The 21310-nt window shown below is 71.5% G+C and carries 23 protein-coding genes; 8 read left to right on the plus strand and 15 right to left on the minus strand.

Annotation, left to right across the window (positions count from 1 at the left end; translation table 11 throughout):
* Nucleotides 1–44: 44 nt before the first annotated feature.
* The 6 genes from ADL03_RS42465 to ADL03_RS42490 all read right to left on the minus strand — a co-directional run bounded on the left by ADL03_RS42465 (nt 45) and on the right by ADL03_RS42490 (nt 7715).
* The gene (locus tag ADL03_RS42465; RefSeq protein WP_053739317.1) at nt 45–1517 is read right to left on the minus strand and encodes an FAD-dependent oxidoreductase; all 1473 of its coding nucleotides are present in this window, start codon (nt 1515–1517) and stop codon (nt 45–47) included.
* Nucleotides 1502–3433, minus strand: coding sequence for a molybdopterin oxidoreductase family protein (locus ADL03_RS42470; protein ID WP_053739318.1), 1932 nt, complete (start codon nt 3431–3433; stop codon nt 1502–1504). Before ADL03_RS42470 ends, ADL03_RS42465 begins: the two co-directional genes overlap by 16 nt.
* Nucleotides 3434–3538: 105 nt before the next feature.
* A complete protein-coding gene (locus tag ADL03_RS42475) occupies nt 3539–4336 on the minus strand; it encodes a TIGR02569 family protein (RefSeq protein ID WP_082373999.1) in 798 nt (265 codons plus the stop codon).
* A 146-nt stretch (nt 4337–4482) separates the two neighbouring features.
* Nucleotides 4483–5655, minus strand: a complete 1173-nt coding sequence (moeZ, locus tag ADL03_RS42480) for an adenylyltransferase/sulfurtransferase MoeZ (RefSeq protein WP_053739320.1) — start codon at nt 5653–5655, stop codon at nt 4483–4485.
* Nucleotides 5656–5734: 79 nt separating this feature from the next.
* Nucleotides 5735–6721, minus strand: a complete 987-nt coding sequence (locus ADL03_RS42485; RefSeq protein WP_197289139.1) for a DUF3152 domain-containing protein — start codon at nt 6719–6721, stop codon at nt 5735–5737.
* A 40-nt stretch (nt 6722–6761) separates the two neighbouring features.
* On the minus strand, nt 6762–7715 hold the full coding sequence (locus ADL03_RS42490) for an alpha/beta fold hydrolase (RefSeq protein WP_053739322.1): 954 nt from the start codon (nt 7713–7715) through the stop codon (nt 6762–6764).
* A gap of 125 nt (nt 7716–7840) precedes the next feature.
* Between ADL03_RS42490 and ADL03_RS42495 the strand changes: the two genes are divergently transcribed.
* The gene (locus ADL03_RS42495) at nt 7841–8470 is read left to right on the plus strand and encodes a TetR/AcrR family transcriptional regulator (RefSeq protein WP_053739323.1); all 630 of its coding nucleotides are present in this window, start codon (nt 7841–7843) and stop codon (nt 8468–8470) included.
* A gap of 72 nt (nt 8471–8542) precedes the next feature.
* Entirely contained in the window at nt 8543–9430 is an 888-nt protein-coding gene (locus ADL03_RS42500; RefSeq protein ID WP_053739324.1) for a hypothetical protein, read from the plus strand.
* Between the two features lies 1 nt (nt 9431).
* Here ADL03_RS42500 and ADL03_RS42505 read toward each other — a convergent pair whose 3' ends face one another.
* Nucleotides 9432–10214 (minus strand): alpha/beta fold hydrolase, encoded by a 783-nt coding sequence (locus ADL03_RS42505; protein ID WP_053739325.1) that lies wholly within the window; start codon nt 10212–10214, stop codon nt 9432–9434.
* Nucleotides 10187–11074: a diiron oxygenase gene (locus ADL03_RS42510; protein ID WP_053739326.1), complete on the minus strand. Its 888-nt coding sequence runs from the start codon at nt 11072–11074 to the stop codon at nt 10187–10189. The genes ADL03_RS42505 and ADL03_RS42510 overlap by 28 nt, the downstream gene beginning before the upstream one ends.
* A gap of 61 nt (nt 11075–11135) precedes the next feature.
* On the opposite strand from ADL03_RS42510, the gene ADL03_RS42515 reads away from it, so the two are divergent.
* Both ADL03_RS42515 and ADL03_RS42520 read left to right on the plus strand, forming a co-directional pair.
* Nucleotides 11136–11819 carry a TetR/AcrR family transcriptional regulator gene (locus ADL03_RS42515; RefSeq protein WP_157529759.1) on the plus strand — a complete coding sequence of 228 codons (684 nt, stop codon included), beginning with the start codon at nt 11136–11138 and terminating at the stop codon, nt 11817–11819.
* On the plus strand, nt 11819–12133 hold the full coding sequence (locus tag ADL03_RS42520) for a DUF4873 domain-containing protein (protein WP_053739328.1): 315 nt from the start codon (nt 11819–11821) through the stop codon (nt 12131–12133). Before ADL03_RS42515 ends, ADL03_RS42520 begins: the two co-directional genes overlap by 1 nt.
* Before the next feature lie 46 nt (nt 12134–12179).
* Here ADL03_RS42520 and ADL03_RS42525 read toward each other — a convergent pair whose 3' ends face one another.
* On the minus strand, nt 12180–12404 hold the full coding sequence (locus ADL03_RS42525) for a DUF3107 domain-containing protein (RefSeq protein ID WP_053739329.1): 225 nt from the start codon (nt 12402–12404) through the stop codon (nt 12180–12182).
* Nucleotides 12405–12447: 43 nt separating this feature from the next.
* Nucleotides 12448–13092 carry a ferritin-like fold-containing protein gene (locus tag ADL03_RS42530; protein WP_053739330.1) on the minus strand — a complete coding sequence of 215 codons (645 nt, stop codon included), beginning with the start codon at nt 13090–13092 and terminating at the stop codon, nt 12448–12450.
* A 303-nt stretch (nt 13093–13395) separates the two neighbouring features.
* On the opposite strand from ADL03_RS42530, the gene ADL03_RS42535 reads away from it, so the two are divergent.
* Genes ADL03_RS42535 through ADL03_RS42545 form a run of 3 tightly spaced genes read left to right on the plus strand, consistent with a single transcriptional unit; the run spans nt 13396 to nt 17142 of the window.
* Nucleotides 13396–14922 (plus strand): DEAD/DEAH box helicase, encoded by a 1527-nt coding sequence (locus ADL03_RS42535; RefSeq protein WP_053739331.1) that lies wholly within the window; start codon nt 13396–13398, stop codon nt 14920–14922.
* A 4-nt stretch (nt 14923–14926) separates the two neighbouring features.
* Nucleotides 14927–16258, plus strand: coding sequence for a hypothetical protein (locus ADL03_RS42540; protein ID WP_053739332.1), 1332 nt, complete (start codon nt 14927–14929; stop codon nt 16256–16258).
* Between the two features lie 8 nt (nt 16259–16266).
* Entirely contained in the window at nt 16267–17142 is an 876-nt protein-coding gene (locus ADL03_RS42545; protein ID WP_053739360.1) for an alpha/beta fold hydrolase, read from the plus strand.
* An 18-nt stretch (nt 17143–17160) separates the two neighbouring features.
* Here the strand turns inward: ADL03_RS42545 and ADL03_RS42550 are convergent, their stop codons facing one another.
* From ADL03_RS42550 to ADL03_RS42565, 4 genes are all read right to left on the minus strand, one after another.
* Nucleotides 17161–17595 carry a hypothetical protein gene (locus ADL03_RS42550; protein ID WP_053739333.1) on the minus strand — a complete coding sequence of 145 codons (435 nt, stop codon included), beginning with the start codon at nt 17593–17595 and terminating at the stop codon, nt 17161–17163.
* A complete protein-coding gene (locus ADL03_RS42555; protein WP_197289140.1) occupies nt 17592–18896 on the minus strand; it encodes an O-antigen ligase family protein in 1305 nt (434 codons plus the stop codon). The genes ADL03_RS42550 and ADL03_RS42555 overlap by 4 nt, the downstream gene beginning before the upstream one ends.
* Nucleotides 18897–19115: 219 nt before the next feature.
* The gene (locus ADL03_RS42560; RefSeq protein ID WP_157529761.1) at nt 19116–19415 is read right to left on the minus strand and encodes a hypothetical protein; all 300 of its coding nucleotides are present in this window, start codon (nt 19413–19415) and stop codon (nt 19116–19118) included.
* Between the two features lie 42 nt (nt 19416–19457).
* A complete protein-coding gene (locus ADL03_RS42565; RefSeq protein ID WP_053739336.1) occupies nt 19458–20297 on the minus strand; it encodes a PD-(D/E)XK nuclease family protein in 840 nt (279 codons plus the stop codon).
* A gap of 146 nt (nt 20298–20443) precedes the next feature.
* Here ADL03_RS42565 and ADL03_RS42570 point away from each other — a divergent pair, with 146 nt between their 5' ends.
* Nucleotides 20444–20746, plus strand: coding sequence for an ArsC/Spx/MgsR family protein (locus tag ADL03_RS42570; protein WP_053739337.1), 303 nt, complete (start codon nt 20444–20446; stop codon nt 20744–20746).
* On the opposite strand, the gene ADL03_RS42575 is transcribed toward ADL03_RS42570, so the two are convergent.
* Nucleotides 20743–21306 carry a MarC family protein gene (locus ADL03_RS42575; protein ID WP_369809088.1) on the minus strand — a complete coding sequence of 188 codons (564 nt, stop codon included), beginning with the start codon at nt 21304–21306 and terminating at the stop codon, nt 20743–20745. The genes ADL03_RS42570 and ADL03_RS42575 overlap by 4 nt on opposite strands.
* Nucleotides 21307–21310: the final 4 nt, after the last annotated feature.

Genomic DNA, 21310 nt, shown 5'->3' on the forward strand with positions numbered 1-21310 from the left:
CAGGGCGTTCTGCACCGTGACGGCGACGGCAACTCCGCCGCACATCACGCCGTGGCCGGCTGTGAGGCCCCGAGCCAGTCGAGCAGCCCGCACACGGCGTCCTTGCAGCCACCGCAGCCCGTCGTCGCCCTGGTGGCCTCCGCGAGCTGCGGCACCGTCTCCGCGCCCGCGCGCCACGCGGACACGATCTGTCCTTTCGAGACGGTGTTGCAGCGGCAGATCACCGCGCTGGACGGCAGGTCCGCCGGTGACGCGGCCTCCGCGGGCAGCGCACGGCCCAGCAGCAACGCCAGCCGGTCGGTCGGCGCGGGGATGCCGCGGTCGTAGAGCTGCGTGATCGTGGCGGCCGCGTCGGGTGCGCCGAGCACGATCGCGCCGGTCACCCGGTCGTCGCGCAGCACCAGCTTCGCGTAGCGGCCGCGGGAGGGTTCCTGGAAGCACAGGACCTCCGCGTCGGGGCAGTCGACGTCGGTGTGCACGTCGCCCAGCGCCGCCAGGTCCACGTCCCTGGCCTTGAGCCGGGTGACGACGGAGGTGCCGCTGTAGCGGGCGGCCGGGTTCGCGCCGGTCAGCCGGTCGGCGAGCACGGCAGCCTGGTCCCACGCGGGCTGGACCAGGCCGGATACCGTGCCGGGGTGCTGGGCGCAGTCGCCGATCGCGTGGATACGCGGGTCGCTGGTGCGCAGCACGTCGTCCACGACGATGCCGCGGTCGACGGTGAGCCCCGCCTCGACCGCCAGCGACGTCTCGGCCCGCACACCGGCGGAGACGACCACGAGCTCGGCGGGCACGTGCGTGCCGTCGTCGAGGACCAGGCCGTCGCCGGGCAGGTACTTGGCGGCCAGCGCGTTCAGCCGGAACTCGATGCCGAGCTTGCCCAGCGTGCGGGCCAGCACGCCGCCCGCACCGGGGTCGAGCTGGCGTTCCATCAGGTGACCGACCGGGTGCACGACCGTGACCAGGCACCCGCGCCCGGCCAGGCCGCGTGCGGCCTCGATGCCCAGCAGGCCGCCGCCGAGCACCGCGACCGGCATGCCCTTCCGCGCCTTCGCCTCGATCCGCGCGCAGTCGTCGAGCGTGCGGAACGCGACCACGCCCTCCGCGAGCGTGCCGTCCTCGACCAGCCCCTCGGCCGGCGGCACCCACGGCGTACTCCCCGTGGCCAGCACCAACGCGTCGTACGGAACGGTCACGCGGGGGCCTTCCGCACGGTCAGAGCGTGCGGAAGCTCCCCGCGTGGCAGCCAGTTCCACCGTTCGGGTGACGCGGTCGATGGCGACGACCTCGTGGCCGAGGCGGAGGTCGATGTCGTGGGCGGCGGCCCAGCCGTCGTCGTGCAGGCGGGTCGCGGCGGGCGTCATGCTCCCGGCGACCACGGTCGAGAGCAGCACGCGGTTGTACGCGGCGTGCGGCTCGGCTCCGATGACGGTGATGGCGATGTCCGGGTCACGGCGGCGAAGCTCGTCCGCCAGCCGTGCGCCCGCCATGCCGTATCCGACGATCACGACTCGTCGCATGCCCGCTCCAATCGCACCGCGCAGACCTTGAACTCGGGCATCCGGCTCGTGGGGTCGAGCGCGGGGTTGGTGAGCAGGTTCGCCCGCCCGTCACCGGGGAAGTGGAACGGCAGGAACACCGCGTCGACGCGCATGCTCGGCACGCACCGCACGGTCGCCGTCACCCGGCCCCTCCTGGACACGACGTGCGCGGGTGCGTCCGGGGTGAGCCCCGCCCGCGCCGCCGTGTCGGGGTGCACCTCGACGTACATCTCGGGAACGGCCTTCACCAGCTCGCCGATCCGCCGCGTCTGCGCACCCGACTGGTAGTGCTGCAGGACCCGGCCGGTGGTGGCCTGCAACGGGAACTCGGCGTCCGGCGGCTCCGCCGGGCCGGTGTGGTCGACCGGGACGAACCGCGCCAGGCCGTCGGCGTGAGCGAACCGGTCGAGGAAGAGCCGCGGTGTGCCGGGGTGCTCGGTCGAGGGCACCGGCCAGTGCAGCTGTTCGTCGTCGAGCCGGGAGTAGGTGATGCCGGAGTAGTCGGACAGGCCGCCCTGCGACGCCCTGCGCAGCTCCTCGAAGGCCTCCCGCGGCTCGGTCGGGAACCCCGTCGTGACGCCCAGCCGGGAGGCCAGGCCGTTGATCAGTTCCAGGTCGCTGCGGACCCCGGGCGGCGGGTCGAGTGCCTTGCGGCGCCGGATGACCCGCCCTTCGAGGTTGGTCATCGTGCCGTCCTCCTCGGCCCACTGCGTCACCGGGAACACGACGTCGGCCAGCGCGGCGGTCTCCGACATGACGAAGTCCGCGACCACCAGCAGGTCCAGCGCCTTCAACCGGTCCGTGACACCGGACGCGCGCGGCGCCGACACCACCGGGTTGCTGCCGAAGACGAGCATCGCCTTCAGGTCGTCGGCGGTGAGCAGCTCGTAGGCGCTGCGGCCCGGTCCCGGCAGCTCGTCGACGCCCCAGACGTCCATGACGTGCGCGCGAGCGGCCGGGTCGTCGATCTTGCGGTAGCCGGGCAGCTGGTCGGCCTTCTGGCCGTGCTCGCGCCCGCCCTGCCCGTTCCCCTGGCCCGTGAGGCAGCCGTAACCGGACCCGGTCCGGCCCGGCAGGCCCAGCGCGAGCGCCAGGTTGATCCACGCCGACACGGTGTCGGTGCCGGACGCGTGCTGCTCGGTGCCGCGGCCGGTGAGGACGTACGAGCGCCCGGCCAGCATCTGCACGGCGGCGCGCTGGTCGGCGGCGGACACGCCCGTGACGCGTTCGGTCTGCTCAGGCCACCACCGCGCGGCTATCCGCCAGGCGTCGTCGAACCCGGTGGTGCGCTCGGCGATGTACTCCTTGTCGATCAGCCCCTCGATGACCGCCGTGTGCAGCAACCCCAGCGCCAGCGCCAGGTCCGTGCCCGGCGCGGGCTGCAGGTGCAGCGTCGCGCGCTCGGCGGTGGCCGTGCGGCGCGGGTCGATGACGATCAGCCGCGCGCCTTCGAGGTGCCGCAGGAACGGCGGCATGGTCTCGGCCGGGTTGGACCCCGCCAGCAGCACCGTGTCGGCGGTCCGCAGGTCGGTGAGCGGGAACGGCATGCCCCGGTCGAGCCCGAACGCCCGGTTGCCCGCCGCCGCGGCCGACGACATGCAGAACCGGCCGTTGTAGTCGATCTGCGAGGTCTTCAGCGCGACCCTGGCGAACTTGCCCAGCAGGTACGCCTTCTCGTTGGTCAGGCCGCCGCCGCCGAACACGGCGACCTCGTCGGGCTCGTAGGTCCTGATCCTGGTGACGACGTGGTCCAGCGCCTCGTCCCAGGAAGCCGGTTCACCGTGGATCAACGGCGTGGTGAGGCGGGACGGGTGGCGCAGCAGCTCCCCCGCCGTCCAGCCCTTCTGGCACAGCCCACCGGGACCAGGGGCCACCTGGCCGTCGATGACGCTCATGGCGCATTGGAGCGCGCAGTACGGGCAATGGGTCACGCCGCTGACGCTAAGAAGCGCGCGTTAACCCGAAGCTCCGCAATGTTTCCAACCTGGAAAATGGCCCGCTCAGAGCAGCTCGGTCACGTGGTGAGCAGCTCGTTCCAAGCCCGCAAACGACCGTGCCGTTGACAACGGGTGCAGCGCGTGGACAGCCAGCCGGAACAGCGTCGCCCGCACCAGCGCCTGCGGCCACTCGTCGAGGTGGCTCCACCGCTGGAACAACCCCGCGTCCGCCCCGCCCCACGCCACCGCGTCGACCGCCACGACCGCCGCCGCCCACTCCGGCGGCCGCCAGTACGCGGTGAAGTCGATGACCGCGGGCGGCGCGTTGCCCGCGAACAGCACGTTGCCGAACAGGTCGCCGTGCACCACCTGCGCCTGCAGGGTGATCGGCTTCTGCGCGTCCCTGAGCAGCTCGAACAGCCGCCCGCCCAGCTCGGCCTCCAGCGGCACGTCCTCCTCGCCCCACGCCGTGCGGTCCGCGACCGCGAACACGTCCGTGCGGGCGTCGAGGAACCGGGGCCTGGGCAGGCCGGCCGTGGCCTGGTGCAGCCGCTGTGCGATCGCGATGACCTCGTCGTGACGGGCCTCGGCACGGCCGGAGAGGAACTTCGTGGCCGACCAGCCGCCCACGACGTACCGGCCGTCGGTCGACCGCAGCGGGCGGCCGATCCGCAGGTTCGGCACGTCCAGGCCGTCGAGGGTCTTGGCGATCCAGGTCGCCTCCGCGGGCCTGGGCGCGGGCCTGATCGTGGCATCGCCACAACGCCACGCCGGGCCGCCGTCGATGAGCTCTGGTTCGGCGTCACGAGCCCCGAACGCCGCACGCACGTGCGCTGGGGGCGGTTCGGGGGACCGGGTCACGATCCGGCACGCTACCTGGCCAGACGCTCTGAGTGGCGGAAGACGAGCTGTGTCTTGTTTGACCGGGTGAAGGCTGCCGGGTAGCGCGAACCCCGCCAGGCCGGTGCCCGGCGGGGTTCGCTGTGCTCGCTGCGGGTGCCTCGTGGTCAGTAGGTCGGGAGGCTGGGGTCCACCTCGCGGGCCCAGGCCAGCACACCGCCGCCGACGTGCACGGCGTCCTTGAAGCCCGCCTTGTGCAGCGCCGCGAGGGCCTCCGCCGAACGGGCGCCGGACTTGCAGTGCAGCACCAGCGGCTTGTCCTGCGGCAACTGCGAGAACGCCTCACCCGAGAGGATCTTGTCCTTCGGGATGAGCACCGAGCCCGGGATCTTCACGATCTCGTACTCGTGCGGCTCGCGGACGTCCACCAGCAGGAAGTCCTCGCCGGACTCCTGCTTGTGCTTGAGCTCCAGCGGCGTGATCGTGTTGCCCGCGGCCGCCTGCTGCGCGTCCGTGGACACGACACCGCAGAACGCCTCGTAGTCGATCAGCTCGGTGATCTTCGGCGACTCCGGATCCTTGCGGATCTTGATGGTCCGGTACGACATCTCCAGCGCGTCGTAGACCATCAGGCGGCCCAGCAGCGGGTCGCCGATGCCGGTGAGCAGCTTGATCGCCTCGGTGACCATGATCGAGCCGATCGACGCGCACAGCACGCCCAGCACGCCGCCCTCGGCGCACGACGGGACCATGCCGGGAGGCGGCGGCTCGGGGTAGAGGTCGCGGTAGTTGAGGCCCTGGCCGTTCGGCGCGTCCTCCCAGAAGACGCTCACCTGGCCCTCGAACCGGAAGATCGAGCCCCACACGTACGGCTTGCCCAGCAGCACCGCGGCGTCGTTCACCAGGTAGCGCGTGGCGAAGTTGTCGGTGCCGTCGAGGATCAGGTCGTAGTCGCGGAAGATCTCCAGCGCGTTCTCGGAGTTCAGGTGCGTCTGGTGCAGGATGACCTTGACGAACGGGTTGATCTCGGCGACCGAGTCCCTGGCGGACTCCGCCTTGGGACGGCCGACGTCGGACTGGCCGTGGATGACCTGGCGCTGCAGGTTCGACTCGTCCACGACGTCGAAGTCGACGACGCCGAGCGTGCCGACCCCGGCCGCGGCCAGGTACAGCAGTGCCGGGCTGCCGAGGCCACCCGCGCCGACGACGAGCACCTTCGCGTTCTTCAGCCGCTTCTGACCGTCCACCCCGACGTCCGGGATGATCAGGTGCCGGCTGTACCGCGCGACTTCTTCCTTGGTCAGCTCCGCGGCTGGCTCAACGAGCGGCGGAAGCGCCATGCTGCTCCTCCTCGACGAATGTCTCCGTGTCAGAGACAACGTCTACCCTGCCTGGACTCTTCCCCGTTGGAAAGCCGTCTCACCCAGCGGGAAACGCGTTCGTCGTGCAGACCTTGCCGTCCGCGGGCACGACGTCCAGCCCCGCGTTGAGCTTCGCGACGAAGTCGTTCGCGACGCCGAACGTCTGCTGCATCATCACGGGGGCGGGCGCGCCGTTCTCCGGGCAGGCCGCGTGGCCGTTGCCGAGTGCGTGGCCGACCTCGTGGTTGATCACGTAGTTGCGGTATCCGGCCAGGTCACGACCGTAGGCCTGGGCGCCGCGCACCCACCGGGCGACGTTGATGATCACGCGCCGGGTGTCCTTGTCCCAGCACGAGGTCTCGAACGGGATCTCCTTGCCGCAGATCGCGTGCGTCGTCTTCGTGGTGGTCAGGATGATCGTGAAGTCCGGGTTCTGGTTCGCCTCGACCCGCTGCAACGCGACCGTCTTCGTGCCGATCCAGCTGCGCGGGTCGGACAGGAACCCCTCGACCGTGCGCCCGAACGCGGCCGCGTCGTCGTTGTAGTCGACCGGCCGGACGCCGTCCTCGATGGCGATCGAGTACTTGCGGAACTTCGGCGCGTTGGCCTCGCCGACCCGCGCGCTGCTGCCCGCGACGGCCTTGAACGTGCCGACGCCGTCCTGCGAGAAGTCCGGGCCGGGCGGCAGCTCGGCGGTGGGCAGGTTGAGCTGCGGCTTCTGGCCCTGCACCTCGGTCGCGGGCGGCTCCGGCGGCTTCACCGGCGTCTCGGCGGCGCTGTCGGTGCCCCCGGCCGGCGTCTTGGGCTGGACCGTGTCGAGCACGACCAGGGCGGTGAGCACGACCAGCACCGGGATCGCGTAGATCCGCCAGCCGTAGTGGGAGACGAGCCGCTTCACGCCACCGGGGCCGCGCGGCCGCTGCGGTCGCCCGGTGCCCTCCGGCTCCCACGCGGCGGCGAGCGGTTCCGCGCTGGTCCGCCGCGCGCCACGGCGGTAGCGGTCTGCGGGCGGAGCACTTCGTCCTCGCTCGGGGGCGCGATTCACGTTGCCCAGGGTCCCACATCACCCGTGTGGCCGTCGTTCATCACCACGCGTCCCGCTCGACCGCCTCCCACATGCCCAGCACGGCCCTGGCCACGGTCGCGGGCCGCTCCATCTGGGCGACGTGCCCGGTGTTCGCCAGCACGAGCAGCCGCCCCCTGGGCAGCGACCGCGCCGTGCGGGGCCCCTTGCGCACGCTGACCAGCCGGTCGCGGTCGCCCCACAGCACCAGCGTCGGCGCCTGGACCTGCGGCAGCAACCGCCACAGCGACCTCGCGCCGGGGGTGAGCCAGTGCGTCATCAACCCGACGGTGCTCCGGTTGAGCGCCTGCCCCGCCCACTTCTGCCGGGCGCGCTCCTCGTTCTCCGCGATCGACTCCTCGATGCGGTTGCCGGGCACCACGCCGGGGTCGGCGAAGCACAGCTCCAGCATCTGCCTGGTGCGGTCGTGCGGGGTCAGCTTCGCGAGTTCGCGGCGCACCCTCGCCCCGATGACCGGCAGGTAGGCGAGCGCCATCCGCGGGTCGGACATGCGGTCCAGCCGGGGCCTGAGGTCGGGCACCGCCGGCGAGACCAGGGTGAGCGTCCTGACCAGGTCCGGCCTGGTCGCGGCGACGATCACCGAGATCGCGCCACCCATCGAGTTGCCGAACAGGTGCACGGGCTCGCCGAAGGTCTCGACGTACCTGACCACCGTGCGGGCGTGCGTGGCGAGGCTGAAGTCGTAGCCGGGGATCGGCTCGGAGCGCCCGAACCCCGGCAGGTCGATCGCGTGGCCGCTGACGTGCCCCCGCAGCTGGGCGGCGAGGTCCGTCCAGTTCGTGGCGCTGCCGCCCAGCCCGTGCACGTAGACCGCGGGAGGTCCGTCTCCCGGTGTGACCCTGATGTGCACCTCGTGGTCGTCCACCTGGCGGAACTCACCCGGCCACGGCGGCTGGCCGGTGTCCAGCGGCGGTAGCTCTGCCGTGGACAGCGGGGCGGGAATGAACGTGCTCATCCACCCAGGATGCGGGAAATGGCCGGGAGATGGTTCACGGAAGTGGGCTACCAGCGAGTAAGGTTGCGGTCAGCCTCGGTCGGCCCGCGTCGTCCGGAGGCAGGCTGAACAGTGCTGGAGGCACCATGACGGAGACGGCGCAGAGCGCACCCGCGGGAAGGGGCGTTCGACTGCCGCGCACCGCCCGCCGTGCGCAACTGCTGGCAGCGGCGCAGGACGTGTTCGTCACCAACGGCTACCACGCCGCGGCGATGGACGAGATCGCGGAACGCGCGGGCGTGTCGAAGCCGGTGCTGTACCAGCACTTCCCCGGCAAACTCGAGCTGTACATGGCCCTGCTGGAGTCCCATGTGGACGAGCTGGTCGGTCGCGTGCGCACCGCCATCGGCTCCACGACGGACAACAAGCTGCGCGTCCGCGCCGCCGTCGCCGCGTTCTACGACTTCGTGGACGGCGAGGGCCAGGCGTTCCGGATGGTCTTCGAGTCGGACCTGCGCTCCGAGCCCGCCGTGCAGCAGGCCGTCGAACGCGCGACCACGGACTCGGTCGACGCCATCACCGACACCATCACCGCCGACGCCGGGCTCGACCCGGAACGCGCGCGGCTGCTGGCCGTCGGGCTCGTGGGGTTGTCGCAGGTCACGGCCCGGTCGTGGCTGGCGGACAACCGGCGGGTGCCGAAGGAGGACGCGGTGGCGCTGATCTCGAACCTGGCGTGGCGCGGCATCGGTGGCGGTTTCCCGCTCCAGCACTGACGTTTGCCGCCAAACGCGACCGCCGTTACGCTGAACAGCCCAGTCCGGGCTGTTCCAGCGGGGGGATCGCGCGTGTCCGACGACAACTGGCACAACAGGGCTGAGAAGTCCGGCCAGACCATCCAGGGCCGTGACATCCACGGCGGTGTCACGGTCAACGCCAACCGCACGGTCAACACCAACCGGAACGTCGCCAGGCTGGTGGTCGTGGGCGGGGTGCTCGTCCTCGTCGGTGTCGCGGTGACCGCGTTCGTGCTGAAGCCGCACGACTCGCACGGCCCGCAGGCGGCGGCGCCGTCCTCATCGGCCCCACCGGCCGCGCTCCGGCTCGCCGGCGCGGTCCAGCTCGACCGCTCGCCCTTCGACAAGGTCATCCCGTCCACCGACCTGGCGTACCAGGAGGTCGTGGACAACTTCAGTGACTCCGAGTGGCTCGCCGCGCACGGTGCGGTCGGCGTGGACGAGGCGCGCTGGAGCTTCGGACTGGACGGCATGCTGGACCACACCGTCCAGCTCACCGACGCGCGGCCGGTCGACGTCGAGTGCGGCGAGCCGCTGGGCGGCACCTACCTCAGCGATCCGAGCGCCGGCACGGCCCCCGAGCGCCTGGAGGTCGACTTCGACGACCGGAACCCCCGGTTCCTCCTCAGCCTCCCCGACCGCAACCAGCCGCCGGTGCCGTTGTTCGAACGGAAGGTCGACCTCCACAGGGACAGCACGACGCCGTTCCTGCTGACCGCCCGGTCGACCAGGCAACACTGCAGGTTCAAGGTCCGGTTCGACTACACGGCCGACGGCGAGCAGAGGCAGTTCGTGCTCGACAACGCCGGTCGGCCGTTCGAGGTGACCGGCAAGGCGAGCCCGGAGAAGTACGACGCCGCGTACCTCTCCGGACTCGCCCGGTGCGAGGTCTCCTACAAGGTCCCGTACTCGCAGATCGGAACCGGCAAACCGTGCTAGCTCACATCAGCGCGGCTATGCGCCTCGCGACGTCCTCCGACCGTTCCAGCGGCAGCATGTGCCCGGTCTTCGGGTAGATCACGAACTCGGCCGACGGCAACGCCTCGGCGATCGCCCGCGAATGCCGCATGGGCGTCAGGACGTCCCAGGACCCGGCCATCACCACGGTGGGGACGTCCGACAGCACCGCGAGCGCTTCCCTGCGCTGGTGCAGCGTCAACTGCTCGCGGATGCCGACGAACGCCTCACCGGCCGTGTTGCCCGCCATCGCCGCGGCCGCCCGCACGTCCGCCCAGCGGGGCCGGCGCCCGAACGTCACCCGCAGCCCCGGCGCGAGCACCCGGCCGAACCCGACCTTGGGCCGCTTGCCCAGCCAGCGCCCGGCGAGCTTCTCCACCGCGCTCTGCGCGGGCAGGTCACCGCAGGAGGTGGCGATCAACGCCACACCCGAGACGCGGTCGAACAGCTCCGGCCGCTGCTCGGCCAGGGCCATGATCGTCATGCCGCCCAGCGAGTGCCCGGCCAGCACGATCCGCCCGGTGGGCACGCACTCGTCGAGCACGGCGGCCAGGTCGTCGGCGAGTTCGGCGATGGTTCCGGTACCACCGGGTGAGCGGCCGTGCCCACGCACGTCGTAGCGGACCACGCGCCCCGGCAACGCCGCGGCCACGCGGTCCCACGTCGTGAGGTCCATGGTCCAGCCGTGCAGCAGGACGGCGGTCACGTCGGAGGGCGAAGTCCCCGACGTGACGACGTTCAGCCGATCAAGAACGAGCGGCGCCACGAGCGCATCCCCGGCTTTCCGACGAGGCCGGCCTCGTCCAGGAACGACATGATCCGTTCTCCCGACCAGCGGATGGTCTCCTGGAAGCGCGGGTTGGCCAGCGCCTGGCGGCGGGCCTCGCGCACGTCCAGGCCGACCGCGGCGTAGACGGCCGGGTTGACGATGGCGCGGGTGATCATCATCGACACGTAGCCGATGAGCCACTTCTGGTACGGCTTCTCGTAGCCCTTCAGCTCCGCCATGCCGCGCTGCAGCTCCTCGCGCGCGAACCGCACGTGGCGGGCCTCCTCCAGCACGTGGATGCGGTTCACCATCCGCACGATCGGCTGGACGGTGTCGTCGTTCATCGCCTCGCGCTGCAGGCGGTCGAGGATCTCCTCGGCGACCAGGATCGAGCCGTACATCGCCGGGCCGTAGCCGATGACCGGCAGCAGCTTGCCCAGGCGGTGGGTGTGGCGGGTGGGCCCGTAGGCCGGGCAGCCGATGCGTTCGACCAGGCGCGCGAACATCGTCGAGTGGCGGCACTCGTCGGCGACCTCGGTCAGCGCGTACTGGGCGTGCCTGGTCGTGGGGTCGGTGTTGTAGACGACCTTGACCAGCATCTGCATCAGCAGCAGCTCGAACCACAGGCCGACGGACGCGATCGAGGCCAGCTCGTGCTTCGAGAGCTCGATGCGCTGCTCGTGCGTCAGCGCGTCGTACATGGGCGTGCCGTAGAGCGAAATGCGCTGTTCAGGGATGTAGAACAGTCCGTCGACCAGCGGAGCGGACCAGTCGATGTCCACTTCCGGGTCGTAGAACTTCTCCGCGGACGACTTCAGCAGCCGCTCCGCTGTCTTCTCCCGATCGGCGACCCTCATCGGTAGCCCTCCCCGGTAAGTGTTACTTGAGGTAACGGTTACTTCTGGTAGCGTGCGTCACATGGCACGCACTGTCAAGGGGCCGGACGCGCGACGTGAGCGGTGGAAGGGCCATCGCGAGCAGCGCAGGGCGGAGTTCGTCGAGGCCACGATCGCCGTCGTGGCCAAGAAGGGCCCCGATGTCGGCATGGACGACGTCGCCGCGGAGGCGGGCGTCAGCAAACCCGTGCTGTACCGGCACTTCACCGACAAGTCGGACCTGTACCTCGCGGTCGGCCAGAAGGCCACCGAGGTGCTGATGGAACGGATGGGCCCCGCTCTCGCCGCCGACGGCCCGATCCGGGCCCGCATCGAACGGATCGTCGACGCCTACCTGTCGGTGATCGAGGAGAACCCCAACCTCTACCGGTTCGTCGTCAAGGGGTCCTTCGTGGACCGGCCGGTGGAGAAGGACGTCGTGGCGGAGGACAAGAACTTCATCGCCACCGTGCTCGCCCGCATCCTGGGCGACTACCTGCGGGCGTTCGACATGGACTCCGGCGGCGCGGAGCCGTGGGCGCACGCGCTCGTCGGCATGGTGCAGAACGCGGGCGACTGGTGGCTCGACCGGCAGACGATGTCCCGCGCGAACCTCAGCGACTACCTCGCCACGATCATCTGGCACGCCATCGACGGGCTGTTGCGCTCGGCCGGCGTCCAGGCCGACCCGGCGAAGCCACTCACCCCCCTGCGATTGGTGGACTGATGAGCGAGCACGAGCACGACGAAGAGGGCTACACCGGTGCCGCCACCCTCGTCTTCGGCGAGGAGGAGGTCGCGGTCGAGGTCGACCTGCGCGGGTACTTCCAGCCGATCGACGGCCGCTACCACTGGTACGGGCGCGTGAAGGCCAGCGACGAGGTCACGAGCCGGGTCGAGGGCGGCGCGCGGACCGCGGTGCTGCGCACCCCGACGGGACAGGCCGAGGGGACGCTCACCGACCAGGACCCGTGGGGCCGCTACCGGGTGGCCGGCACCTCCACACCGCCGTACCGGATCGACGAACCCGTCGACCACTAGCAAAAAGCCCCGGTCAGGACGACCGGGGCTTTTTCGTTCGAGAACCTCAGGCGCCGAACCCGACCTTGCGCGAGTCCTGCGGGCCGATCTCCACGTACGCGACGCGGCCAGCGGGCACGACGAACCGCGCACCCTTGGCGTCCACCAGCGACAGCACGCTGGACTTGCCGGACACCGCGTCCGCCACCAGAGCCTCGACCTCGGACGGGTTGAGCTCACTGGTCACGACGAGTTCCCGCGGGCTGTCCGCGACGCCGATCCTGACCTCCACGCTGACCTCCGTGCTCAAGAGAAAAATCTACGGCCGAGCCTACCTAGCCCAGGCCCAGCTGCGTCATGCGCCGCGCGTGACTCTGCTGCAACCGCCGGAACAGCTGACCGATCCCCGCGAGGTCGCCGGAGCCCCTGACGATGAGCTCGGAGAGCCCGTCCCGCTCCGCCACCACGTACTGGGCCTGCGTCAACGCCTCGCCGAGCAGCCGGCGGCCCCACAGCGCGAGCCGGTCGCGGACCCGCGGATCCGACTCGACGGCGGCCAGGACTTCGCGCTCAGCGAACGCCGAGTGGCCCGTGTCCGCGAGGACGGTGAGCACCAGCTCGCGGGTCGGCTCGTCGTCGAGCCAGGCCGCCACCTCGCGGTAGAAGTCCGCCGCCAGCCCGTCACCCACGTACGCCTTCACCAGTGACTCGAGCCACGACTTGGGGCTCGTCGACTCGTGGAACGCGTCGAACCCGGTGACGAACGGCGCCATCGCGTCCTCGACCTTGACGTCCTGCTCGGCCAGGTGCTTCTGCAGCAACGTGAAGTGGCCGATCTCCGCAGCGGCCATCTGCGCGAGCGCCGCGCGTCCCGCGAGCGTCGGCGCCGTGCGCGAGTCCTCGGTCATCCGGTCGAAGGCGGAGAGCTCGCCGTAGGCAAGCGCCCCAAGAAGATCAACAACGCCTTCCGCAACACCCATGGGATCGAACTCTAGTGGTCAAATGCTTCCTTCCAGGTAGAATGTCCTCAGGCGCCCGGCGTGACGAGTGTGACGACCACGCTGTGACCCCTGTCGTTTCCTGGGCAGGCGCCGCGAATGGGTGCGTGCACACCTTTCCCGCAGCTCCACTGCAGAGCGCGGTCGAGAGGCCCGGCCAGGGCTGAGTGCGCGCTGGTACGAGAGAGGCTGATCACCCTGACCGCTGAAGTAGAAGCACATCTGGACCCGGTTCTCCTGGAGCACAGCGAGACCGGTGCCGTCGAAGAAGACACGCCGCGCCCGTTGGAGGCCAACGCCCCGGTGCGCACCGACTCCCCCACGTTCGCCGAGCTCGGCGTCCGCGACACGATCGTCAAGGCGCTCGGCGAAGCCGGCATCGAGCGCACGTTCGCCATCCAGGAGCTGACGCTCCCCATCGCTCTCGCCGGCGACGACGTCATCGGCCAGGCACGCACCGGCACCGGCAAGACCCTCGGGTTCGGCGTGCCGCTGCTGCACCGCCTCGCCACGCCCGGCGACGGCACCCCGCAGGCGCTTGTGGTCGTCCCCACCCGTGAGCTGTGCCTCCAGGTGACGCACGACCTCACCGCTGCCTCGAAGCACATGGGCGTGAAGGTCGCCGCGATCTACGGCGGCATCCCCTACGAGCGGCAGATCGCGCAGCTGCGCAAGGGCGTCGACGTGGTCATCGGCACGCCGGGCCGCCTGCTCGACCTGGCCGAACAGCGCCACCTGGTGCTCGGCAAGGTCCGCATGCTGGTGCTCGACGAGGCCGACGAGATGCTCGACCTGGGGTTCCTCCCCGACATCGAGCGCATCCTCACCATGGTCCCCGACCAGCGGCAGACGATGCTGTTCAGCGCGACCATGCCGGGCCCGATCATCACGCTGGCCCGCACGTTCCTGAACCAGCCGACGCACATCCGCGCCGAGGAGAACGACGCCGGCCAGACGCACGAGCGCACCGAGCAGTTCGCCTACCGGGCGCACTCGCTGGACAAGCCGGAGATGCTGGCCCGCGTGCTGCAGGCACGCGGCCGGGGCCTGTCGATGATCTTCGCGCGGACCAAGCGGACCGCGCAGAAGGTGGCCGACGACCTGACCGAGCGCGGGTTCGCCGCGGCGGCCGTGCACGGCGACCTGGGCCAGGGCGCGCGCGAGAAGGCGCTGCGGGCGTTCCGCAGCGGCAAGGTCGACGTGCTGGTGGCCACCGACGTGGCGGCCCGCGGCATCGACATCGACGACGTGACGCACGTCATCAACTACCAGTGCCCCGAGGACGAGAAGACCTACGTGCACCGCATCGGCCGCACGGGCCGGGCCGGGCGCACGGGTGTCGCCGTCACGTTCGTGGACTGGGACGAGACGGCGCGCTGGCAGTCGGTCAACGAGCTGCTGAACCTCGGCATACCGGAGCCGGTGGAGACCTACTCGACCTCCGAGCACCTGTTCTCCGACCTCGGCATCCCGTCCGGTTCCACCGGCCGGCTGCCGCTGAGCCACCGCACGCGGGCCGGTCTGGACGCCGAGGAGGAGGAGAAGCTCGACAACGGCAAGACCAAGCGCCGTCGCCGCAGCGGCTCCAAGGGCCCCGCCGAGCAGTCCGCGCCCGAGGCCGCCGCGAGCGAGGAGACCAGGCCGAAGCGGTCCCGGTCGCGCACGCGCAGCCGCGCAGGCGTGCCCGTTCCCGGCGAGCAGGCCGAGGCACCGGCCTCCGCCGAGTCCACCGAGAGCCCCGCGTCGGACAAGCCGCGCCGGCGCCGTCGTCGTCGAACCTCTGCCGAACAGGCCGCTCCTTCGGCAGACTGATCACATGTCCACCCCCGGTTCCGACGTCACCGACATCGAGGACGTCCTCGACGAGCCCGAGCACGAGGCGGCGCCCGTCGAGGAACGTCCGCGCGCCAGGTCGTGGCGCACCCGCGCCGACTTCGTCGCGGTCGCGCTGATCGCGGTCACCGCGGTCACCGCGTCCGTGCTGACCTGGGCGTTCAGCGATGCACGGGCCACGACGTCGGTCACCGGGCCGTCCAGCTGGCCGCCGCTGCCCGAGGTGACCGCGCTGCCGCCGTCCCTCGGCGAGGTCTGGCGCGCCAAGAGCGGGGCCACCCAGTGGCCGGTGGTCGTGCAGACCCAGTCGAAGGAGACCGGCGAGGAGAAGCCGTCGACGGTCGTGACCGGCGACGGCGGCGAGGTCACCGGCCGCGACCCGCTGACCGGCGACGCGCGCTGGAGCTACACCCGCGACCTGCCGCTGTGCGTGGTGGGCACCGGCTGGGGCCGCGCGATGGCCCTGTACTCCAAGGGCACCAACTGCTCGGAGCTCACCTCCCTCGACGGCGTGACCGGCGAGCGGCGGGCGCAGCGCAACGGTGACGCGGAAGGGGGCAGCGCGCTGCTCAACGAGGGCTCGCACCTCATCACGACAGGCGAGAAGTTCTTCGAGGTCTACCGGCGCGACGACCTCGTCCGCTCGCTGGAGTACGGCGCGCTGCGGGCGATCGTCAACCCCGGCAAGCAGCCGCGGATGGGCTGCACGTACGGCTCGGTGGCGGTGACGTCCGGCCGGTTCGCCGTGATCGAGCGCTGCCCCGACGACGGCTCCGACCGGGTCACGGTCCTCAAGCCCAACCCGGACAAGTCCGACGAGCCCAAGGTGTTCGCGAGCGTGCTGACCGGCGGCAAGAACGCCCAGGTCGTGGCGGTCACCGACCGGCACGTCGCGGTGGCGCTGCCCGACCCCGGCCGCATCGTCGTCTTCGACGCCGAGACCGGTTCACAGGTCTCCGAGGCGCCGGTCGACATCCCGTCCGCCGACCTCACCGACCCGCCGCACCACGTGGCGCGCTCGTTCACGACGGCCACGAACGTGTTCTGGTTCAGCGGTTCGAAGACGGTCGCGCTGGCGCACGACACGCTCACTCCACTGTGGACCGCCGATGCCACTTTGGGGGCAGGCACGACCCTCGCGGGCCGCGCGCTGGTTCCGGTGCGTGAGGGCATCCGGGTCTACGAGCAGGCCACCGGGGCATTGGTGGGCACTATCCGGGTGAACCGCGACGGCTACACCGGTCCGGTGCAACTGGCCACCGCCGGTCCGGTGGTGCTGGAGCAGCGTGGCGAAACCCTGGTCGCGCTGCGATAGTGCGAGGCGTGTACTCGCAGATCAGCCCCCACCGGGCAGCACACGTCGACCTCCCGGGCCGCTACGGCACGATCGCGGCGTTGCGCGCGCCCGCCGTCGACGACGCGCTGCGGGCGACGGCTCTGCTGGTGCCGGGGTACACCGGTTCCAAAGAGGACTTCGCGCCGATGGTCGACCCGATCGCGGACGCGGGGTTCGAGGTCGTCGCGATCGACCTGCCCGGCCAGCAGGACTCCGCGGGCCCCGACGACGAGGCCCTCTACCGGCCCGGCCCGCTGGGCTCGGTCGTGGCCGAGCTGATCGAGAAGATCACCGCGGAGGGCCGCAGGGTACTGCTGCTGGGCCACTCCTACGGTGGTCTGGTGGCGCGTGCGGCGGTGTTCGCGGGCGCGCCGATCGTGGGTCTCACGCTGATGTCGTCCGGTCCCGCCGAGCTGCCCGTCGGTGAACGCCGCTCGGTGCTGGAGGTCGGCGAGCACGTGCTGGCCGAGAAGGGCGTCGAGGGCACGCAGCAGCTCAACGAGCTGCGGTCGTCGCAGAACCCCGCGTGGGTCGCGCTGCCGCAGGAGCTCAAGGACTTCTACCGCGAGCGCTTCCTGCGGTCACCGGCCGCCGCGTTGCTCGGCATGGGCAACGGCCTGCGCCACGAACCCGATCAGGTGGCCAAGCTGGCCCGCGTGCTGCGGACCTCGGGAGTGCCGGCGCTGGTGGTGTGCGGCGACGCCGACGACGCGTGGAGCCCGGCCGCCCAGCGGGACATGGCCGAACGGCTCGACGCGGACTTCGCGGTGCTGCCCGGCGTGATGCACTCGCCGAACACCGAGGCACCGCACGAGCTCATCGCCACGCTGCTGCCGACCTGGCGGGCCTGGCTGGCCCCGTGAGGCCAGCCAGGCACCGGCTCACAGGCCGATCGTGACGTTCCGCTCGTCCTTCGCCGAGCTGCCGCTCGAGTAGCCGCGCAGCTCGGCCTTGGCGAACGCGGTGCCCAGCCGGAACGCGCGGTCCGTCGCCGTCACGTTGATCGTGACGGTCTCGAACCCACCGGTGCACGGCAGCGGGTCGCGGTAGGCGTTACCGCTCGCGATGCCGCCGAGCACGGCCTGCGTGAGCTGCACGTTCAGGTACGCCTGCACGCCGGCCTGGCACGAGTAGGAGACCTGGACCTCGGCGACCGCGCCCCACGTCTTCCACTTCGCGTTCGTCTCGACCCGCACCGCGGAGGTCGACGGCGACTGCGCGCTCACGTCCGCGAGCACCGGCGCGACCGACGCGGCGAGCGCGCCACCCGCCACGGCGACGACGGCGAACGTCTTGCCCCCACTCAGCTTCTTCACACTGCCCCCTTACCACTTCCGTCCCGTGTGGACGGAAATCCCAGACCGGCGCACAGGCCGGCGATGATGAGCACGACGGGCACGTGCCACAGGAAGTCGAACGCGCTGTGCACGAGCACGACGACGACCGCGGCCGCCGCCCCCGCCCACAGCGCCGTGCCGCGCCCACGCCACACCGCGGCGAGCACGGCCACGACAACCGCCAGCACCAGCAGCAGCCCCACCGCGCCCAGCTCGACGAGCACCTGCAGGTACTCGTTGTGCACGAAACGCATCACGCGCAGGTCCTCGTTGCCCGCGCTGAAGAAAAAAGATCCCTTCCCCGGCCCGACGCCCAGCAGCGGTGACCGCGCGACGAGCTCCAGCGCGGCACCGGTGGCCCCGCTGCGGTCCGGCGAGCTGAACGACAGCCGCGTCGCCAGCCCGTCGGCCAGCCGGAACGCGGCCACCCCGCCGGCGGCGAGGAGCACCGCCGCCACGGGCGCCAGCCACCGCCCCAGCCTGGGCAGGCCGACCGCGACCACGGCTCCGGCGAGCAGCCCGGCGACCGCGACGACCGGCCGCGGTTCCCGCGCCACGTGCAGCGACGGCAGCAACGCGGCCACGGCCACGACCGCTCCCAGCAGCGGTGGCGCGGCGGCCACGAGAGTCTTCTTCACCCCGGAGCACGCGCACAGCACCAGCAGACCGGCGACCAGGGCGATCACCCCGGCGCGGCTCATCGTGGCACCGACGCCCGTGCACACCAGGAAGGTCGCGACCGCCAGCGGCGGCGTCGGCCGCAGGGCCAGCGCCAGCACCGCCGTCGTGGCCAGCACGGCGGCCATCGCGTTCGGGTAGGTCAGCGTCGAGGACGCCCGCAGCAGCCCTTCGGCGACGGTCGTCCAGAAGGGCAGCCGGAACGCCACGGCCACCCAGCCACTCGCCCCGAGCAGCGCGCCGACCCCGACGACCACGGCGGCGAGCTGCGCCCGTTGCGACTCATCGGCCCGCGCCACGACCAGTGCCGCCCCGACGAACACCCCCACCGCGGCCACGGCCGGTACCCCGCTGACCGGGTCACCTCCGAGCAACCCGCGCACGAGCGCCCACACGGCGAACGCGCCGCCCAGCCAGACGAGCGGGTTCGGCCGTGGTCGCGCGAGCACGACCGCCGCGCCGACGAGCACCGCCGACAGCACCCGGCCGTACGTGTAGAACCCGCCCTGCGCCACCACGGCCGCGGCATATCCCGCGACCACCAGCAGCACCGGCCCGGGCAACGCGACCGATTCCCGGCGCGCGCCAACGACTTCCCCCACCACGACAGCCCCCATGTCAGATCCGCTCCCCAACGGATCGTGAGCACTCTAAGGGGACGGGAGCACGTGGCGGAAGGGCAACTTCCGGTCAGCCCAGCGGCGCGGAGGTAAACGCACCGAGCACATGAACGGCAGCGTGCTCCGCCGCGGCAGCAACAACACCGCCGAGAGGACGAACGAGAGCGCGGCGGTGGTCAGCTCACGGCAGCGTCGCGTCGCTCAGGCCCACCAGAACGTCCACAGCGTCGCCCCCGACACCGCCAGCACCGCGAGCGAGGCCACCGGCGCACGCCAGTCGGCGTAGCGGTCGGCCACGATCTGCCCGGCGATGACGAGCACCGCGGCCACCACGTGCCCGGTGACGGACAGCCCGCCGGGCCCCGGCAGGTCGCGGGAGTTCGCGTAGAACTGGACGCCGATGTTCCCCAGGGCGAGCAACACCATGCCCACCGCGAGCACCCCGCTCACGGCGCGCAGGAATCCATGGGTCCGCGACGGCCGCTTTGCTTCCACTTCCACCTCAGCCACCCTACGGGTCCGCGGTTCGACGGCCGCAGCACCTCACGGCGCCAGCAACGACCACGGCTCGATCGCCGGGGCCGCCGCCTGCCCCTCCGGGCAGCTGCGCCGGAAGTCGCACCACTGGCACTGCCGCCCGGTCTGCGCCGGGAACAGGACCTCCCGGTCACCCCCGGCCTTCAACGTCTCCGCCGCCAGGTCGATCTCGTCCGCCGCCTCCTCGGCCCGCCGCACGTGCCGGGCCAGCGACTCCTCCGTGTGCTCCCACACCGCCACCGACCCCGACGGCAGGTGGTGCAGCTCCACCCGCCGGCACGGCTTGCGCAGCGTCCGCCGGGCAGCCAGGGCGTAGAGCGCGAGCGCCTGCGAACCGCGGGCGTCGTCGGTGCCCAGGACGTGCCGCCCGGTCTTGTAGTCGACGATCACCAGCTCACCGTCGCGGTAGTCGATGCGGTCGACCCGCCCCTCGGCCACGATGCGCTCGGTCGGCGACGACACCCAGCGCTCCACCCCGAGCGGCTCGAAGTCCACGTCCAGCCCCGCCACGTAGTCGTGCACCCAGCCACAGGCACGCGACCGGTACTCGGCGGCCTGGTCGACGTCGCGGAACCCCTCCGACTTCCACTGCCGGTTCACCAGCGCCACCGCCTGGTCCGGCGTGCGCTTCTCGACGGGCAGGTCGAAGAACGCCTTCAGCGCGTTGTGCACGACCGCACCCAGCGTGTTGTGCGCCCACGCCCCACCCCGCGGCGGGCTGGGCCGGTCCAGGTACGTCATCCGGTACCGGCGCGGGCAGTCGGTCCACGTCGCGAGCTTCGCGGGCGTGACGCGCACGAGCCGACGCGGTGCCGCGGTGCCGAAGTCGAAGCCGAGTTGTTCCACCCGAGCAACGCTACCGAGCACCACCGACAGTGTTGATGGCCCCTGCTCCGCAGGGGCGGCGAACTCGCCGACACGAACGCGCGAAACGTCGCCACCACCCCGGGGCGGCTCCGCGGGTCGACGCGTCCCGTACGACAATCGGCGGCATGGAGATCTGGCACAACCCGCGCTGTTCCAAGAGCCGCGCCGCCAAGCAGCGCCTCGACGACGAGGGCGTCGCCTACACCGAGCGCCGCTACCTCGACGACGCCCCGACGGCGGAGGAGCTCGACCACGTCCTCACGTTGCTCGGCAAGGAGCCGTGGGAGATCGCGCGCACCAAGGAGCCCGCGTACCCGAAGCTGCTCGAACACGACCGCGCGCAGTGGATCGCCCACATGGTCGCGAACCCGAGCCTCATCGAGCGTCCCATCCTCATCGACGGCGACAAGGCGCACATCGAGCGTTAGCCACCCGAGGTGATGAAGCCCTGCACCGACGACGCGACCAGCTGCACGGCGATCGCGGCCAGGAGCAGACCGGCGATCTTGGCCATCAGCAGGATGCCGCTCTCCTTGAACACCTTGATCAGCAGCCCGGCCGACCGCAGCGTCCCGAGCAGCACCAGGTGCACGGCCACGATCGCCGCCGCCAGCGCCAGGTAGGAGCCGAGCGCCCCGTCGGCCTGCCGCACGAACACGATCGTCGCCGCGATCGCGCCGGGGCCGGCCAGCAGCGGCGTGCCCAGCGGCACCAGCGCGATGTTGACGTCCTCGACCTCGGGGTGGTTGGTCGCGCCCTTGCCGGTCAGCAGGTCCAGCGCGATCAGCAGCAACAGCAGCCCGCCCGCGCCCTGCAGGGCGGGGATGCCGATGTGCATGTAGGCCAGGATCGAGTTGCCGGCGACGGCGAACAGCGTGATCACCAGGAACGACACGAGCACGCCCTGCCGCGCCGCCTGCTTGCGCGCGTCCCGCGACTTGCGGCCCACCAGCCCGAGGAACACGGGCACGGTGCCGGGCGGGTCCATGATC

Origin of the sequence: Nocardia sp. NRRL S-836, from assembly GCF_001279525.1 — a bacterium.
In the GTDB taxonomy this organism is placed as follows: Bacteria; Actinomycetota; Actinomycetes; order Mycobacteriales; family Pseudonocardiaceae; genus Lentzea.